Origin of the sequence: Thalassoglobus neptunius, from assembly GCF_007859735.1 — a bacterium.
Taxonomy (GTDB): Bacteria; Planctomycetota; Planctomycetia; order Planctomycetales; family Planctomycetaceae; genus Thalassoglobus; species Thalassoglobus neptunius.
The window spans coordinates 1-14,625 of the sequence record NZ_SIHI01000071.1; the positions used below are offsets into that span (position 1 = coordinate 1).

Here is a 14,625-nt window from a genome sequence, read left to right on the forward strand (position 1 = left end):
ACGGTAAGCTGAATGGCGAGTACCGCTCACAGATGACCAGGACAGAACTCGAAACAAAAGGATACGGCAGACGCTGGCTTGTGGAATCATTCATGAGCGGATTGAAGCGAACCACAGGTGCCGCACTCTCAGCCAGAAGCGAGAAAGCCCTGTTCGTCGAAGCCGCCCTCAAAGTCCTCGCCTACGCCCTGAGGCGTTAGCCCACGATCAAAACCTGTGATTTGTTTTCAACACAGCATTCCCGGTTCTGTCAGGTAGGATTGATTCTTATCGGGTGACGCATCTGGATCATTCCCGTCTGGCAGAGGATTCAGTTGAAGAGACTTGTCGATACTCGCCAGCCCCATGTCGAGAACTTTCACGAGTCCGTCGCGAGACAGCATCAGATTTCCCGGTTTAATATCCCGGTGGATCACCCCGTGCTTGTTGGCATATCGCAGCCCACGAGCCGCTTGCAGGATACAGTTCAGCGCTCGCGCAGCGGTTAATGGTCCCTTTTATTGACCAATTTTGAGAGGTTTTGGCCGCGCACAAATTCCATCACCAGAAAGTGCGCCCCGTTTGACTGGTCAGCATCGTAGGACCGGACAATGTTCGGATGTTCGAGCGTCGCTGCCAGCCGGACTTCTCTCTGAAACCGCTTCACCTGATCCGGGGAAGAGAGAAGTTTCGGCGAGATCATCTTCACCGCCACGATTCGATTCATCGGCCGGTGAAGTGCTTTGAACACCATTCCCATCCCGCCGACATCAAGCAGATCGATGATGAGGTACTTATCGATCAGTAACTCAGGTTGCCCCTTGAGAAGAGCATTCGCCTGATACTTTGTTAACTTTCCATTAGAAATGAGTTGGGCTGCGAGTTCACGCGGTCCCAACGGAGCATCGCAGTCGGCATCGGGTGCGCTGATTTCCTGCAACTCGTCTTCGGAAAGAATCCCGACTTCCGAAAGTTTTAAGAGAAAGTGCTCTCGGTCCCGAGCAACGGATTGCTCTTCATAACCGCTCGAATCCTCTTCTGATTCGGACATGATGGTCGTGGCTGGGCTGTTTCCCTTCTTCCCGATTGGAGCATCTTCAGAAGACCCGTTCTGACTCAGAAGCGACTGGACTTCACGGACCAGTCCGGAGTCGTCTTGACAATGCCTGACAAGCCATTGATCGCGTGTTTCGTCAGGCTGCTTGCGGGCATCCTGGTAAAGTTGGCGGACCAAACCGGCGCGATTCTTTGTCATCGTACTATTGCTCCTCAGCTGGCCGTGAGCAAGTTGCTCTTTCTTATGCGTTGACGTGAACAAACCGAGGAAATCACTTGTCGAAGTTACTCATGTGATTTCGCGACAACTCGTTCAATGGGTGCTCTCACTGCGCGATTCAACAAAGTCTTTCGACTGACCCCGGTTCGCCCCGACATCCCGATGAAAGGTGCGACCAATGACAGCCCGGTGCATTCGATGCCACTACCCGAAGCACCCAATAATCACAGGGTTTCATAACATTTTGCCAGACCGGTTGCCAACCGAAACCCATTCCCCAGCCTTCTGACAGCGCAGCGTGCTCGTGGCTCTTCTCTGTCTCATTGGAAGCGACGGCAAAAGCGATGCGTCGAGAGGAGAGGCCGTCTCCTAAAGAGATTGAATCACAGATCGCCCGGCGCAGAAAAGCCCCGCGCGTGACTTAATCGCCGAACGACAAAGTCAGCCTGCGAAGAGAGGGCGAAGCCCACATACGAAGAAAAGGCCGCCCGCAACAGTCAGGCGTCGAGGCAAACTTCCTCGGTCGTGACAACGTTCGATTCACGCTGACAGCATTTGCGTGTGCATCCTCCGTTCAGGCAATGGGCCCAGGCGAGACATGCAGCACCGAAAGCGGTCGGATGATTCCACAGCCACGAAAAAGCTGTTGTGAATGATCCCAAGGATGACTGGTCAACAAGATTGACATCAACTGTCGATTGACAGCACGAACTTTGACAAGCGGTCGAAGCTTCGTCACCGGACGATTCCGGAACAGCTGCGCAACAGTCTCCGCCAGCAAAGGCAGAGTAGTTCATCACCACCAATCCCAAAGCAGCCCACATCAGAACAGAGTGTCGTCGATGCAGTCGCCATCCGGGAACAAGCGTCCAGATTCCGATCGTCACGCCGACAATTGCGAGGACCTGATGAAAATAAAGGCTCGCGAGCCAATCCAGCCCCCAACTTGACAAACTGGAGATGAAGACGAGAACGAGCATGCAATGAATCACGCACGCCACCGATAGAATTAATCCGGTCAAGTTTGAGAGTGATCGCGTCATTCGAATCTCCGATTCCTAATGTCGAGGAAAACGAAGAATAACTCAGACCACTCTATTTGCAACCCAATTGCAAACAATCCGACTTTGCAACTATTGCGACACACGAAATCCATAATGTACACTGAAGGTCTGATGACAGCACTCCACTGCAGTGACTGTCAGCAGTTTCATTTCGATTTTTTCAGTTCGTTTCAAAAGTCGTGGAGTCCCTCGATGCACTACCATCGATCTTATTTCAGCTTGATTGTCGCCGCACTTCTGATTGTTGGATGCAACGAAGGAGCTTCGTTGAAGACCCAAGATCTCACTGAAGGAACTCACGAAGATCACGCTCACCACGAAGACCATGGCCACCATGAAGGCCACGACGGACATGATGGGCATGATCATCAAGCTGCGGAGGCGCCAAAAACCTTCTCTGAAAGCATCACACAACTGACTGAACTTCGTGACGCTGTTCAGTCCGCTATGGAACAGGATGACCTCAAAAAGGCGGACGGCCCCGTTCACCAGATTGGGCATCTCCTGAAGCAAATTGATGAACTTGCCTCCGATGCTGGTCTCACCGAATCACAACAGAAAGAGGTCAAAGCAGCAATTACGACGCTGTTTGAAACATTCTCGAGCCTGGATTCCACAATCCACGGAAAGTCAGACGGTCAATCATGGAAGGATGTCTCAACCGACATCGATCAGGCAATCGTACAGCTTCAAAAAATCTCAAATGAGGCGAGTACAACGGAAGCGAGCGATCAGACGAAGGAGGAAGAACAGTGAGGTTGAATCGACAACTGCTCTCCTTTTCGAATCTGTCCGCCCGAATCCTGATCTTGCTAGCAGTCCTGACGTCCGGATGCTCCCAGCAACTTCCTCAGGGGATGGAAGAAATCCGCACGCGCGTACTGGTGAGCGAAGAACCCGAAAATCCGATCACCATTGAAGAAGCCCGCCAACTGGCCGCCGAGCCGACAGAAGTCACACTCATCGTGCGTGTCGGGAATCGCAATTTCCCCAAATGGTTCGCCGAGAGTCAGGCGATCTTCTATGTCTCGGAAGCCTTTCCAGGATCGGACTACAACGTCGACGCCGATCACGTGTCCATTCTGCAGTTGGAAGTGGAAGCAGGAAGATTCTCTCGCAACAGTGACCGTCTCAAATGCGGAAGGCGAAATTGCTCCGATTTCCGTTGATCAACTCTTAGGACTCAAAGAAGGGGACATTATTGTCGTGCGGGGTCTCGCAGAAGTCGATGAAACGGAGTTCCTTTCAATCGCGGCAACAGAAGTCTTCAAACGAACGAATTAGGCCTATCCCACTTGCCGGAACACCCCGCTCAACTCTTGTCTTGTCCGCTCATTCATGACACAGAGAAAGAGCAGAACTTCAGGCAAGATCGATAACGAGGCGAAACAAAAAGGCGAGGAGGAATACGCCGAAACCAATTGCAATTCCCCACGGCCCAATCGCCAGGAAAGTGGCAACTCCGAACAAGAGTCCGGCAAAGAGTGGCAGGGGGAGGTATTCCATCCAGAGTGAATTGTCAGAATCGCGAACGGTGTGAGCGGGTGAGTCTTGCGTCTCAGGCAAGTCGGTTTGAGTTGACTGCTTCCTGATCGGTGAAAGATCCGATTGGCAACTCGGGCAGACTTGAATCTGATTTCCCAATGCGGCTCCACAGTGTGGGCAAGGACGCATGACTCTCTCCAAGTCGAGACAACTTCGTAGATTACTCACGACTTACATGATCGCTCCGCACGTTGTCCACCGGTCTCTTCAAGTTGCTGCAATCGCATCGATCGATCTTCCTCGACCGGGAAAGGTCTCTTCAATCGGGGCAGCCGTCGGGAAACTGATCTCGAATGAGATTGAGCTCAATTCCAAACTCGAGCCAGGCTTTCAGTCCCGCGAGAACAATTGTGTATCCCCCTTTGGATGCCACAGTATGAGGCAGCACTTCTTCACACGTCCCCAAAAACCCCCAGTTTAAAACTGTCACCAAAGTCGAATCCGCGTCCCGAGATTCGAATTGCCATTCCACGAGGGTCGGATCGGATTCCCACTCGATCAGCAAGCGAGCATTCTCTTCGTATTCGTTCACCGTCAGAGTGTCCTCGACGCCGAACATCTCCCAATCCCACCGAACCTTCTTTCCAGGTTCAAGCCTGCCGCTGCTCCGCGAAAACCAGAAACGAGTCGTGATTTCCGGATTGACGATCGCCTCGAAAACCTCCGCAACAGGTTTTCGAATCAACATTTGAGAAACGACCATCGTGGTGCTTACTTCAGGCACATTGTCATTCACAGTTCGTAATCTTCTTGCCTGAGTGTTAAAATCTTCCAACAACAACGAGTAAGACAATCGACTGACGATACCTCGCTGCAGTCAATCAGTCAATTTGGATCGGTCAAGGTGTTCACTGCCCCCGTTGTCTGTCGGTACGAGTGTTGGAGATGTTGATGAATCCAATCGCTCAATACTTCGATGAAGCCTGTCGACTGAGAATTCAGCCCAAGTGACAACTCTCTGGGTGTTTAATTGCAGTTTCTTCAATGCAGAACACTTCAGCATGAATGATGAAGAATTACGAGACTTGACGGCAGTGAGTCAGCAGAGGTCTAGTCGAATCTGGCTATTAATTCCGGTCATTCTTTGGATCGCGTTCTTCTTTCTTCCTGCTTTGCAGAGAACGGTTCCGGCCCCGGGATTCGCGGCGTACGGACTCATTTATTGGCCTGCAATGTGGCCCTTCCTCGCTATTCACACCCTGTCGCACATTCTGTTTTTTGTTGCTGTCTTGTTGTGCTGGCGTCAGCTCTGGGTCGAAGGGATCACCGTTTGTGTTGCAGCAGGAGCAATCACTGCAATTTTCCCTGCCGGTCCTTTTCAATTGCCTGGAAATCTCTCTCTGGGGAGCGTACATTTCGCTCATTGTCCTCAGCCTGGAAGCAATTTCCCGCTCCAGCGATCGAATTTTACAAGGTCGCAGAAGAACAAAGAACTCGTCCAGAGAATCGGTGCACCGACCAAAAAACGAGTAAAAATGGACTCTCTTTCGGGCAGTCCTTCGTTTTTGGCCCGATTTCTGCAACGGGTCAGGAAGAGTATTCGTCAAATGAAGTGGAATCGTTTTCGTCTTCTTGACCAATTCGAGTTTGATGGAAAACTAATATCGAAATGAGATAATCTCGTTGGATCGGCACGAGTGTGCCGCAATTCCTACTCGAAAACTGCTCAGAGAATCTGGAACCCCTGATGAACGTTGTTGGAAGGATCAGCGCACTGTGCGCGCTGCTGTGTCTTATCTCATATTCCCAGGCAGCCGAACCAACGCTCCCTACTTCAGACAAAGATCGACCACAGGTCGTCGCGACATTCTCAATCGTCGCGTATGACCCCGAAGAGGAAGCCTGGGCCATTGGTGTTGCTTCCAAGTTTCTGGCGGTCGGCCATGTTGTCCCCTGGGCAGAAGCAGAGACGGGTGCGATCGCGACACAGAGTCTCGCGAATACGTCCTACGGTCCAAACGGATTGGCGCTCCTGCGAGAAGGAAAATCTGCGGCCGAGGTGCTTGAAATCCTTGTTGAAGCGGACGAACAGAAGCAGAACCGGCAAGTCGGCATCGTCGATCGTTTCGGAAACGCTGCCACATTCACGGGGGAAGAATGCCTTCCGTGGTGCGGCGGAAAAACTGGAGACCATTATGCCTGCCAAGGCAATATTCTCGCGGGACCGGAAGTCATCGAGAACATGGCAGCTGCATTTGAGAAATCCGAAAAACCTCTCGCGTGGAGAGTCATGGAAGCGCTGCAAGCTGCTGACCAATCGGGTGGGGATATCCGTGGTCGTCAATCAGCTGCAATTCTCGTCGTGAAAGACGGGGCAGGGTACGGAGGTTTCAATGACCGGATGATCGACCTTCGTGTGGATGATCATGCCACGCCGATTCAAGAACTCGCTCGCATTCTGCAATTGAAACTTGAGCCCTCTGAAAAAGTGCAATCCGAGGAAACGCAACCCGAGGAAACGCAACAGGAAGATGCCCCTGAAGAAAGTGCGGATCAGGATTCCAACTGACACACAACTTATCAATACGAATTCGCTACAATCGATTCAGTGTCTCTTGTTTCTTTCGCTCTTTCGCAGGGGCAGAGCCCTCATGTCGCGGCAACAAATTCTCAAAGTCCAACTTCTTGTCGGGATCATGAGCCTGTGTCATCTTCGGTTCGAAGTGCACGGGCAAGATTACACGTCGGCCGATGTCGATGACTCGATTGTCCGGGCTGTGAAATTTCTCTCGTCTCAGCAAACAGATGTCGGTGCCTGGCGCACGGAATCGTGGGGGGAATCGACGGCGATCACATCTCTGGCGGTGATGTCGTTCCTCGCGGCAGGTCATGTTCCGGGCGAGGGTCCCTACGGAGAACAGATCAATCAGGGCGTTCGCTGGGTCGTCGAACATCAACAACCGAACGGCATGCTTGTTCATCAGCAGCGCAGCCACGGTCCGATGTACAGCCACGGAATCTGCACGCTCATGCTGGCGGAAGTTGTCGGCATGATGGACGAGGCGGACGAGCCGATCGTTCGACGTGCACTCGAAAAGGCGATTCTTCTGATTCTCGAATCACAATCGATCGTGAAGAACGACCGACACCGCGGAGGCTGGCGGTATCAGACGAACAGTCGAGACAGCGATCTGAGCGTTACCGGCTGGCAAGTTCTCGCACTGCGGGCTGCGAAAGACATTGGATGTGATGTGCCTGCCGAAGCGATTGACGCCGCTGTGGATTATGTCCGCAACTGTGCCGGTCGAAATGATCAGGGATTCGGGTATCAACCGGGAAATGGCCCCACTCCCACGTTGACCGGAACAGGAATTACGTGCCTTGAAGTATGCGGAGCCCACCATTCCAAGGAAGCATTGGGTGGTGCCGAGTGGCTCGCTGAGAATCCGCTGCGTGACCGGTCGAGCTACTTCTTTTATGGAGCGTATTACACCGGAATCGGCCTCTTCAAAATCGGCGGCGACGTCGCTGACCTGAATCATGAGCATCTGGTCACATTGCTTCTTCCGCAACAGGATGACGACGGAGGATGGACACCGCGATCCGGGAGCGAACGCCAAGCTGGGCGAATCTATGCGACGTCGCTGGCAGTTCTCGCTCTGGCGGTCGAATACCGCTATCTCCCGATCTACCAGCGGTAAACGATCTTCGTCGTTTCTCAGGACTCTTCGGAACGGCCTTCTGTGCGAGGAAATCCGCCTGCACCGGACGAATCGGGTGGCTACTGGCAACGCGTCTTCGGTGGGGCTGGATGGCAAACCACTTGTTTGAGAAAGTTGCGGATTTGCTGCTCCGTTCCGGGATCGAGACTGGCTCCTCGAATCTCATAGCGAATCCCTCCGTTTGGGGAGGGAAAACCTCGAACAACGATCCGTTCTGAGACTTCGAGATCTCGTTTCACAAACTCATCAATCTCGCTTGCACATTTCTTGGAAATCCCCGTCCACTGCGTCAACTCATTTCTTTCGAAAACGAGCGTCACCACCGCGTTGCTCTTGCCGCGAATGCTCCAGAACACGATTCCAATCAACGCCACAACCGCAATGATGTTCAGGGGTTCCACATATTTCTCCTTCCTCAAGATTGAGGGCTGACAAGCAATTTATCGGCAATTGCGTTCGCGCCATTTTCGTGGATTCTCTGCTCGCGATTGAACGTAATCCTTCCGATGAATGAACGCGGTATTCGTGCGAATCATCCAATTCCGAAATTGAAGAAGCTCTCATTCGAACAACTGCATCACCCACAGATTGTGTAAGTTGGAGAGTGAAGATCGAACCGCGTATTTTCAATTCATGGAAATTTTAATCAGAGCATAGAGATCTGTTGATCGATCGTAGCATTTACTGCAAAATCGGCCAAATCGTCAATGAATCTGGATGGGATCGAGACACAGCGATGGTTAAAGGAAGAGGACAAGAATTTCAGGCGGGCGACTGGGTCATCTACCATAAGACAAAGTGGAGTTCACACCCGGGTCCCCGTGCACGGGATATCAAACCGTCTCCGGGAGGGGATCAGTACGCTTATTGCATCGACAAATTCTGGGTCGTCGATGAGGTGCGAAGCGACGGTTCAATCGTGCTGATCACACGCACAGGTAAGCGTCATATTCTGGATTCCGAAACTCCCACGCTGCGAAGAGCGACCTGGTTTGACCGGCTACGGTTTCGATCACGATTCGAAGCAGTCGAAATGATGAATCGAGAAGATTCCGCGCCTGTCACTTCTGAATAGATACAGGCACTTCTGAATAGATACCGTTCTGAAATCGGTCCCGGCTCGCCATGACGAGCGGCCGCGGTCAACGACCTCTCAAACGAAAACGATCCACTGGATGCTGAACAGCCAACATCACAGTGGATCGAAGATTCGGATCGAAATAGAAGATCGAGTCGTTTCGTAAATCGTCTTTCGATTCAGAAACTGTTTCTCGACGAGTCCTAAATCTGTGGCTTCCAACCTGGCTCGTATTCTCGCTGCCAGAGATTCTGTGCTTGGGCATTGTCCAGAATGTGTCCGTTGGTCGGATCACACTGAAGCGCCGAACGTGTCTGGTATGAGATATTGCCAAGATGACAAAGCAGCGTACTTCGGTGACCGATCTCAATTTCCGCATTCAGATTTTGATGCTCTCCTGAGCGGATCGCCTGAATGAGGTTGTCCACATGAGGTTCATTGCTGAGCGTGGACTCTCCTTCATCGATGACCTTGTCGTTCCGGTCGAAGAACTTGTAGTTGCCGGCTCCATCGATCTCACAGGCTCCTTGATCGCCATAAAAAGCAACGAATCCGGACGAATCTTTGTGCCGGTTGCAACTCAGACCCTGCCACGAGATTTGCTTTCCTTCCGGAAATTCGAAAGTCACGATGTTGGTATCGGGCGTCTGCTGATCATCGTCGAACGCATAACGTCCCCCGCTGGAAACAACGGACGTCGGGAAGTCGACTCCCAGGCCCCAGCGACAAATGTCGAGAGCATGAATTCCGTTGTTGCCCAATTCTCCATTACCCCAATGCCACAACCAGTGCCAGTTGTAGTGAATGCGATTGTCATAGTAAGGGACGCGTGGAGCTGGACCTTGCCACAGTTCGTAGTCGAGATTTCCGGGGACTTCGGCAAAGCGGCCGATGCCGATCGTATCTCTCAAGTTGTTGTACCATGAACGGGCACAATAAACGTTTCCAATCAACCCTTCGTGCATCTTCGTGATGGCATCGATGTAACCCGTGTTGCTACGACGTTGAGTTCCCAATTGAACAGCCCGATCATGGTGACGAGCGGCCTTGACCATCATTTCCCCTTCCCAGGGATTGTGGCTGCAGGGCTTTTCACAATAGACATGTTTCCCGGCCGAGCAAGCGAGAATTGTGGCCGGGGCGTGCCAGTGATTGGGAGCAGCACAGACGAAGATATCAAGGTCGGGATCGTCCAGCATGCGACGATAATCGGTGATCGGTTCGGGAACCTGATTCGTGTCTTTCTCCAACTGAGCAACGGCACTTCCCGCCCGCGATGAATCGACATCACAGACGTACTTCACGTTGACTCCCGGTTGACGTGCATAAGAGACAGCGAGCGAGCGGCCACGGCTGAGTCCCATGACACCCACATTGATTTTCTGCGAAGGAAGCTCTCCCTGATTCGCGATCAGAGGGCCTGTCGAGGCATATGCCAACGCGGCAGCCGATGTCGTTTTGAGTAAGTCGCGGCGGGTCATTGAAGTCATTCGATATTCCTTGGTGGGAGAAGTGGCGAGAGATGCAGTATAATTTGTCGAGTGAGACGACGTCACTCTCACACGGGACAACTCACTATCCGTCTCCAATTTTTCGAGTTCATGGCCACACCGCTTCCTGACGAAAATCCGCCTCAACGCACACTCGCTCGTCCCCGCAAAAAGCGAATCATGTTTCGATGCGCAGCTTTGATGCTGGCGCTCGTTCCGTTCATTGTGCTTGAGATTGCTCTCGTCATTGCCGGGGTTGGCACAGTCGATCTGAGTGACGATCCATTCGTCGGCTTCTCAGAAGTTTCTCCGCTGTTCGAACTCGATCAGAAAAGCAACGAATATGTGATCTCAAATCGGCGACTGAAGTTCTTCGCTCCCGATGCCTTTCCGGCTCAGAAGGCAGAACAGACCTTCCGAATCTTCGTCCTCGGCGGATCAACAGTGCAGGGGAGGCCCTATTCGATCGAGACGTCGTTCCCCACCTTTGCACGAATCGCTCTCGAAACGTCCGACCTCAGTCGTCAATGGGAAGTGATCAACTGCGGGGGCGTTTCTTACGCCAGCTATCGACTCGTCCCCATTCTTAAGGAGTGCCTTCAATACGAACCGGACTTAATCGTCGTTTGCACAGGGCACAATGAGTTTCTCGAAGACCGCAGCTATTCAACCATCAAATCACTTCCGAAATGGATTCAAACTCCTTCCGACTGGTTTCTGAAACGCCGGACGGTGCAACTTGCAACGACGATGATTGCAGACGGGAAATCTTCTCCTTCGTCCACACTTTCCGCAGATGCCGATACCATCCTCGACTACCGCAACGGAATTGAAGCCTTCCATCGAGACTTCAATCACAGTCGGGCAGTGGCCATGCACTATGAATCAAACCTGAACCGAATGGTCTCACTCACACAGCAAGCCAATGTCCCACTGGTTTTCATGCTTCCTCCTTCGAATCTGAGCGGACAACTTCCCTTCAAATCCGAACCAATGGAACGCCTCACCGCGGATCAACTCGACGAGGTCAAACGCCTTCGTGAATCGGCTCGTGATTCCTACCGCACTGATTTGAGAGAAGCGATCCGGATCTGGTCGGAAATCGTTTTGGCCGATCCTCACTCTTCAGACAACTGGTTTGAATATGGGCAATGCCTGGAAATCGCTGGGCAACACGAAGAAGCTCGGGCTGCCTATGTGAAAGCTCGCGATCTGGACGTCTGTCCGCTTCGCATGACGACGCCTCTGGAAGAGAGCATGAAGAAGGTCGCGAACGAACGCGGAATCCCGTTGCTGAATCTGCACGACCATCTGGAAAAGCAAACGACGACGTACATTCTCGGAAACCAGTGGCTTGTCGATCACGTGCATCCGAGTTTTGAAGGGCATTACGAAATCGCCCTCTTACTTGTGGAGTGGATGGAAGACACGGGATTCGTTGATCTCCCCGAAAACTGGAAGGAAACCAGTCGGGATCAATTCACAAGTTACTTTGAATCTCTCGACCGACCTTACTTTCATCGCGGCCAGCGAGCACTGGAGTCGCTCCGAAATTGGACACGAGGAGACCGCGACGGTCCGCCGGTACGTGAACGATTCCCGCACCTCTTCTCGAAAGAAGATCCGAGCAACTGAAAGCCGCAAAGACTTTCGATCGCCTCGTTGAATCAAACCAATTCCCGGTCACAATTATCTCGATAGCGACTTGGTCTCAGTGGTGAGAAAAGCCCTGAACCCCTTCTCGCTGACTTCCCTCAAATCACCACAATAAATTGACTTGCGGACATTGGGAAATTTGCTCGTGAATTCATTCCTCGCGAGCAGGAAATGCATTCGAAATGCTCTATAATCCGGGTTTCTGCGGAATGAATTTGAAGTAAACCATGCAAAAATCGCCACCTTCTGTCGACCTGAAGCCGTTCTTCTTTGCTCACGATGATATTGAGGAGTTGTACGACGGCCGACTTGATTGGGCCGAGTTCTTCGGCAACGACAATCCCGTCGAAATCGATATCGGATGCGGGAGAGGATTGTTTCTCGTTCACGCATCAGAAGCGTGTCCGGATCGCAACTTTCTTGGACTCGAAATCGATTTCCGAGAAGGACGGCGCGGGGCTGCGCGATTGAAACGCAGAAACCTCACCAATGCTCGCGTGATCGGAGGGGACGCCAATGTCCCACTCAACAAGATGATCGAACCGCATTCGGTCGATGCAATTCATGTTTACTTTCCCGATCCATGGTGGAAACGAAAGCATCGCTCACGAAGAATCGTCAACGACAAGTTCGTCGATCAATGCGCGAACCTGCTTGTCCCGGGCGGACTGTTTCACTCGTGGACAGATGTCGAAGAATACTTTGGAGTCATTTCCTCGCTCCTCGATCATCACCCGAAGTTCGAAACACTCCCTCCGCCCGCAGAGCGTCCGCCCGAAGATGACATGGACTATCAGACAAGCTACGAACGCAAGAAACGCAAGCTTGGCCTTCCCATTCATCGCGGCAAGTGGCAACGCAAACCACTCGAAGCTGATGACTAATGTCCGCCACACAAACAACATCGAACTAGTGCCCCAATCTCGCTGAGACCACTCTTCGGTTCGCCCTTAACGGATTCTCGCAAGCAAACGAAACGACCAGACAGCCCGAACTGAGTGCTCGGGAACAAGTTGCCAGAAACTCGACGGATCAGTCAAAGAGCCGATCGATTCACACGTTTTAGAATCACCATCCACTGAGATCATCACTGAGAGGCGCTTCAACAATGCCGATGACAACTGTTCTTGTTTCGATTCCCGGGCTGCGGGCCGAAGACCTCGCGCAGATGCCCAACTTGCAAAAAATCAATCAACGTGGAGGCTCGCGTCCTTTGCAAGCCTCCTTCCCTTGCGTCACCTGTCCGGTGCAGGCAAATCTGACGACAGGAGTTCTCCCCGATGAACATGGCGTGATCGCGAATGGATTCTTCTATCGCGACAAAGGAGAAGTCGAACTTTGGACCGCCTGGAACGAGTGTATCGAAGCGCCGCAAATCTGGGATCGGTTGCACACTCACGATCCATCGATCACTTCGGCCGTCTGGTTCCCAATGCACTCGAAAGGGGCAGGGGCTGATTACATCTGCACACCTGCTCCCATTCACAACCCCGATGGCTCGGAGTCGCTTTGGTGTTACACGAAGCCTCAAGAACTCTACGGAGAACTCCGCGACGAATTGGGACACTTCCCGCTGATGAATTTCTGGGGACCGATCGCCAATATCAAGTCGAGTGACTGGATCATCGATTCAGCAATCAAGGCCGCTCATCAATTCAAGCCGCAGTTCTCTTACATTTATATTACCCATCTCGATTACGCAGCCCAGAAACTTGGTCCCAACAGCCCCGAAGCTCAGCAGGCCGTCATTGATCTCGACAAGTCTCTTGGTCGACTGATCGAAGGCTACGAATCCGCTGGCATGGGAGAAATTCGGTGGCTGATCGCAAGTGAATACGTTATCACGGAAGTGAACGACGTCGCTTATCCGAACCGCGTTTTGCGAGATGCAGGATTCCTCCATCTCGACGAGCGTGATGGCCTTGAATACCTCGTCCCAGGCGAGTCCGCAGCTTGGGCCATGGTTGACCATCAGCTTGCTCATGTCTTCGTGAAAGAAGAACAGACGATCGAATCCGTCGCCCAACTCTTCAAAGATCATCCGCTGGTCGATGAAGTTCTCGTCGGAAGCGAGCGAGACAAGTACAACCTCAACCATCCTCGTTCGGGCGAAATCGTCCTCATTTCCAAACCAGATGCCTGGTTCGCCTACTACTGGTGGAACGATGACGCCAAGGCCCCATCGTTTGCGCGCACAGTCGACATCCATCGAAAACCGGGTTACGACCCCGTTGAAATGTTCATCGACATGCCAAGCAAACAGACGCCACTCGACGCAACACTCGTCAAAGGCTCACACGGTTACCCGGGAGTCCCCGGAGTCTTGATCTCATCGACTCCTCTCGACGCCGAAAACTATCGCGACATCGATGTCGCCAAACTGATCCTCACCGAATTCGGAGTGAAGTAACTCAACTTACATGACGAATGGGCTCAACAGAATGACCACAGCGACAGCAAAGACGATCCAGATTTACCTACCCACCGGTGAACCACGAGGAATTCGAATTGCCGAAATCACCACTCGCATCGTTCAAGCAATCTTGATTCCCCGGAGCGATCTCGCACAAGGCAAACTACGTAGAGAACTCGATCTCCCAGGGGTGTACTTTCTGTTTGGAGAAGCTGAAGAGGAAGTGCTGTGTTGAAAACAAATCACAGGTTTTGATCGTGGGCTAACGCCTCAGGGCGTAGGCGAGGACTTTGAGGGCGGCTTCGACGAACAGGGCTTTCTCGCTTCTGGCTGAGAGTGCGGCACCTGTGGTTCGCTTCAATCCGCTCATGAATGATTCCACAAGCCAGCGTCTGCCGTATCCTTTTGTTTCGAGTTCTGTCCTGGTCATCTGTGAGCGGTACTCGCCATTCAGCTTACCGT

The 14,625-nt window shown here is 52.3% G+C and carries 16 protein-coding genes and 3 pseudogenes; 10 read left to right on the forward strand and 9 right to left on the reverse strand.

The genetic code is table 11. The annotated features are described in order from the left end of the window. A pseudogene (locus KOR42_RS24490) lies at positions 1 to 200 on the forward strand (hypothetical protein); the annotation flags it as partial. Positions 201 to 227: 27 nt separating this feature from the next. On the opposite strand, the gene KOR42_RS27730 reads toward KOR42_RS24490, so the two are convergent. The 4 genes and pseudogenes from KOR42_RS27730 to KOR42_RS24505 form a co-directional block, all read right to left on the reverse strand. Further along, positions 228 to 383, reverse strand: coding sequence for a hypothetical protein (locus tag KOR42_RS27730; protein WP_231741120.1), 156 nt, complete (start codon positions 381 to 383; stop codon positions 228 to 230). A gap of 6 nt (positions 384 to 389) precedes the next feature. Continuing rightward, a pseudogene (locus tag KOR42_RS28005) lies at positions 390 to 470 on the reverse strand (hypothetical protein); the annotation flags it as partial. 14 nt (positions 471 to 484) lie between these two features. Next, on the reverse strand, positions 485 to 1,234 hold the full coding sequence (locus KOR42_RS24500) for a serine/threonine protein kinase (RefSeq protein WP_146512465.1): 750 nt from the start codon (positions 1,232 to 1,234) through the stop codon (positions 485 to 487). Positions 1,235 to 1,752: 518 nt separating this feature from the next. Next, a complete protein-coding gene (locus tag KOR42_RS24505; protein WP_146512466.1) occupies positions 1,753 to 2,298 on the reverse strand; it encodes a MerC domain-containing protein in 546 nt (181 codons plus the stop codon). Positions 2,299 to 2,511: 213 nt separating this feature from the next. On the opposite strand from KOR42_RS24505, the gene KOR42_RS24510 reads away from it, so the two are divergent. Continuing rightward, complete coding sequence (locus KOR42_RS24510) at positions 2,512 to 3,075, forward strand: hypothetical protein (protein WP_146512467.1); 564 nt, start codon at positions 2,512 to 2,514, stop codon at positions 3,073 to 3,075. After that, positions 3,072 to 3,488 carry a hypothetical protein gene (locus KOR42_RS24515; protein WP_146512468.1) on the forward strand — a complete coding sequence of 139 codons (417 nt, stop codon included), beginning with the start codon at positions 3,072 to 3,074 and terminating at the stop codon, positions 3,486 to 3,488. The genes KOR42_RS24510 and KOR42_RS24515 overlap by 4 nt, the downstream gene beginning before the upstream one ends. A 193-nt stretch (positions 3,489 to 3,681) precedes the next feature. Here KOR42_RS24515 and KOR42_RS24520 read toward each other — a convergent pair whose 3' ends face one another. Further along, entirely contained in the window at positions 3,682 to 3,993 is a 312-nt protein-coding gene (locus KOR42_RS24520; protein WP_146512469.1) for a cell division protein CrgA, read from the reverse strand. Positions 3,994 to 4,123: 130 nt separating this feature from the next. Then, entirely contained in the window at positions 4,124 to 4,567 is a 444-nt protein-coding gene (locus tag KOR42_RS24525) for an SRPBCC family protein (RefSeq protein ID WP_146512470.1), read from the reverse strand. Between the two features lie 984 nt (positions 4,568 to 5,551). On the opposite strand from KOR42_RS24525, the gene KOR42_RS24530 reads away from it, so the two are divergent. Both KOR42_RS24530 and KOR42_RS24535 read left to right on the forward strand, forming a co-directional pair. Beyond that, a complete protein-coding gene (locus tag KOR42_RS24530; protein ID WP_146512471.1) occupies positions 5,552 to 6,373 on the forward strand; it encodes a DUF1028 domain-containing protein in 822 nt (273 codons plus the stop codon). A gap of 82 nt (positions 6,374 to 6,455) precedes the next feature. Continuing rightward, a complete protein-coding gene (locus KOR42_RS24535) occupies positions 6,456 to 7,505 on the forward strand; it encodes a prenyltransferase/squalene oxidase repeat-containing protein (RefSeq protein ID WP_146512472.1) in 1,050 nt (349 codons plus the stop codon). A gap of 80 nt (positions 7,506 to 7,585) precedes the next feature. Here the strand turns inward: KOR42_RS24535 and KOR42_RS24540 are convergent, their stop codons facing one another. After that, positions 7,586 to 7,927 carry a hypothetical protein gene (locus KOR42_RS24540; protein ID WP_146512473.1) on the reverse strand — a complete coding sequence of 114 codons (342 nt, stop codon included), beginning with the start codon at positions 7,925 to 7,927 and terminating at the stop codon, positions 7,586 to 7,588. A 263-nt stretch (positions 7,928 to 8,190) separates the two neighbouring features. On the opposite strand from KOR42_RS24540, the gene KOR42_RS24545 reads away from it, so the two are divergent. After that, positions 8,191 to 8,601, forward strand: a complete 411-nt coding sequence (locus tag KOR42_RS24545; RefSeq protein ID WP_146512474.1) for a hypothetical protein — start codon at positions 8,191 to 8,193, stop codon at positions 8,599 to 8,601. Between the two features lie 206 nt (positions 8,602 to 8,807). On the opposite strand, the gene KOR42_RS24550 is transcribed toward KOR42_RS24545, so the two are convergent. Further along, positions 8,808 to 10,094 carry a Gfo/Idh/MocA family protein gene (locus KOR42_RS24550; RefSeq protein WP_146512475.1) on the reverse strand — a complete coding sequence of 429 codons (1,287 nt, stop codon included), beginning with the start codon at positions 10,092 to 10,094 and terminating at the stop codon, positions 8,808 to 8,810. 111 nt (positions 10,095 to 10,205) lie between these two features. Between KOR42_RS24550 and KOR42_RS24555 the strand changes: the two genes are divergently transcribed. From KOR42_RS24555 to KOR42_RS24570, 4 genes are all read left to right on the forward strand, one after another. Next, the gene (locus tag KOR42_RS24555; RefSeq protein ID WP_146512476.1) at positions 10,206 to 11,729 is read left to right on the forward strand and encodes a hypothetical protein; all 1,524 of its coding nucleotides are present in this window, start codon (positions 10,206 to 10,208) and stop codon (positions 11,727 to 11,729) included. A gap of 248 nt (positions 11,730 to 11,977) precedes the next feature. After that, positions 11,978 to 12,634, forward strand: a complete 657-nt coding sequence (gene trmB / locus KOR42_RS24560) for a tRNA (guanosine(46)-N7)-methyltransferase TrmB (protein ID WP_146512477.1) — start codon at positions 11,978 to 11,980, stop codon at positions 12,632 to 12,634. A 224-nt stretch (positions 12,635 to 12,858) separates the two neighbouring features. After that, positions 12,859 to 14,160: an alkaline phosphatase family protein gene (locus KOR42_RS24565; protein WP_146512478.1), complete on the forward strand. Its 1,302-nt coding sequence runs from the start codon at positions 12,859 to 12,861 to the stop codon at positions 14,158 to 14,160. Positions 14,161 to 14,191: 31 nt separating this feature from the next. Next, positions 14,192 to 14,398: a hypothetical protein gene (locus KOR42_RS24570; RefSeq protein ID WP_197441553.1), complete on the forward strand. Its 207-nt coding sequence runs from the start codon at positions 14,192 to 14,194 to the stop codon at positions 14,396 to 14,398. 27 nt (positions 14,399 to 14,425) lie between these two features. On the opposite strand, the pseudogene KOR42_RS24575 reads toward KOR42_RS24570, so the two are convergent. Beyond that, a pseudogene (locus KOR42_RS24575) lies at positions 14,426 to 14,625 on the reverse strand (hypothetical protein); the annotation flags it as partial.